The following is a 2,657-nucleotide window of genomic DNA, read 5'->3' as shown; positions in this document are numbered from 1 at the left end:
GCGCTATTTTCTGGGTCAGAAACACAACAGCAGCTAACCCAGCTAGCTGAAGACTCCTGACCAGTTTTCCCTGTCCGACCACATCAAAAAAGGGCTCAGATAGCCAAAGGAGTAGGGGCCAGCAGACAGTGAATACTAATGTACAAACCAATGTCTGAGCAAGAGTTAAGCGTTGGGAACGAAGGTAAGGTCGCAGTTGCCAGTAACTAGAGTGGGGTTTCAAGTGTCAATCGGGAGAATGATGGCTTCTGTTTTAACCTATCACTTACGGTTAGCTGATGGTGACAAGTATCGGATTTGCCCAGGCAATGCCCATCCTACAGACTACAGACTCCCTAAAAAGCCTTTCACTCTTAGAGGTTGTCTGAGAAGTCCCATTTGCTACAATTACGGTCGATGCCCGGTATTATCCGGGGCACCTCCGCTCCAGAACCGTGCGTGAAAGTTTCCCCTCACACGGCTCCTAAGTATCTTTTTGGCTCCAGTGGATTTGCTGGTGACAGCTTTGGTGAACCGCCATTAGGTTGTTCATTTTCCAGTTGTCATGGTTTCCATCGCTGTGATGGAGGTGTACTCTCTCTTCACCGATGAATTTCATCTTGCAGTATCCACAGGAATGGTTCTGTTTTTTCAAGGCTTTTGCTGTAACATTGTCATATAGTTTGGAATTTCTTCCGCTCCAGTAGACTAGGTCTCCGTCATAGGGAGACTTAGTCCCTTTGACATTTACGTGCTGATTTTGTTCATATCCAACTGCTGGAAAGGCTTTTTCACATAAGTCGTTGGCTTGATACCGGTTTATCTTCTTTTCCTTTCGGAATTTACGATGTGCGGTTTGTTTCATATGCCAGAGACTATCACGTGTTCCGCTCATATCGCAGCTTTTATGATAATTCCTCCATCCACGTACCTTAGATGCTAATTTTTCTGCCTTTACTTTAGCCCCATAGTTCGAGTTGTTGACTACGGCTTTTATCTTCTCACGTATGTTCCGGTGGTTTTCCACTGAGGGAGTAGACCGAAATTTTCCGTTTTTCTGGACGCGGAAGTTCCACCCCAGGAAGTCGAAGCCGTCTGTCGTTTTGGTTAGCTTGGTCTTTTCTTCACTGATTTCCATACCTCTTTCTGCCAGGAATTCCTTAACTTTTTGAAGTACTTTGTCAGCATTGTCTTTTGGCTTGAGTATAAACACCATGTCATCTGCATATCTAATGCCTCTGATTCTGGGGTTTATTTCCTCTATTCCGTTAAGTGCAATATTGGCGAGAAGTGGGCTGACCACGCCTCCTTGGGGCGTTCCTTGCTCCGGGAATTCCGGATTGATGCCTGCTTTTAGACATCTGAATATCCCTATCTTCAGACCCGCAGGTGCTAGCAATCTATCCATGATGGAGTCGTGGGAGATGCGGTCAAAACATTTCTTGATGTCTAGTTCTATTACTCTTTTGTTGATGCCGTTTCGGTCTGATTTCAGGTTTAGGAATAGTATTTTTTGTGCGTCTTGGGCACATCGGCCTGTCCTGAATCCGTAACTGAAGGCACTGAACGTAGCTTCGTGAGCTGGTTCTAGAGCGTATTTTGCTAGACATTGCCATGCTCTATCTTGGATTGTTGGTACTTTCAACATTCTCGTACCCCCATTCTTCTTGGCTATTGGGATTTCCCGTAAGCCTTGGTGCGTCCAATTTTCCGCACTGGAGCCTAGTCTTTTAAGTACCTCGAACCTTTCTTTGTAGGTTAAGGAGGCTTTCCCATCTACTCCGGCAGTTCTTTTTCCTTGATTGAGTTGTGTTACTTGTTGGATTGCCAATAGTTGTGCTGAGCGGGATTTAATTATCAGTTTTTGTAGAGACCGAGCTTTTCTTAAGTCTCCAGCTTGAACTGCTTTATAAACTCGTCTTTGTAGGCGGAATAGGTTCTTTTTATACTGTTTCCAGTTTATCCTTTTCCAGAGGTCACTATATCTATTTGACATGTGTCTACCCATGCTCTCCTTTGATTTGTTTATCTTGATACCCGCCACCAGTTTCTGATGGCATCTTACCCGACAGTAGGGATTCGGCAAGGCAGTTGCTTACTGGGGTTTCGACCGTTACCCAGACCTATTGCTGTCGTTTTTACTTGTTCCATCTGTTAGATTGTTTTGGTGATTTAGGGCAGTCCGGAGATGAAACCTTAGAATAGTGGAGCCTTACTACAAAATTTTTAACCCTTTTACCCATAGCCGACTAACTATAAAGGCTCCACTATTCTTGCGGTAACTTCTAACCATTTTGCCTATCCTTTTCTCGGAGATTACAGCTGTCCTTGAAATAACGCTGTGAGAATGAAAGGATGAAGTCTCGCATGTACTAGTCAGATTGCGGCTTCGGGGTAAGACACTTTTTCAGGACTTTTGCTACTGTTACCCTTGTCACCTCCCCATTAGCGGCAGAGTGGCACATCTGATTTACCTCTGATTCCGCCCTGTTGCCAGCTTCACTCTAATGGAATGCCGTCCATTTCGGTGTGGCCAGATAGGGATTCACTTCTCTCCTAAAGGGGTGGACTTTCACCACCATCCATCAGATAGTTAGGAATTTTGGGTTATTACCCGCGATTCCCCCTAGTCATACCCTTCCTTTTTCAGGAAGCTCCTACTAGGAACAAGCCGCACT

1 protein-coding gene and 1 pseudogene are annotated in these 2,657 nt (G+C 45.1%); both read right to left on the bottom strand.

Annotated elements, in window-relative coordinates:
* Positions 1-223 (bottom strand): annotated as a pseudogene (locus F6K49_RS40290) (ABC transporter ATP-binding protein); the annotation flags it as partial.
* A 240-nt stretch (positions 224-463) separates the two neighbouring features.
* Positions 464-1,975 carry a reverse transcriptase domain-containing protein gene (locus F6K49_RS40285; RefSeq protein ID WP_293030552.1) on the bottom strand — a complete coding sequence of 504 codons (1,512 nt, stop codon included), beginning with the start codon at positions 1,973-1,975 and terminating at the stop codon, positions 464-466.
* Positions 1,976-2,657 lie beyond the last annotated feature (682 nt).

The organism is Moorena sp. SIO3I6, assembly GCF_010672095.1.
This window is presented reverse-complemented; position numbering and strand designations above follow the sequence as displayed.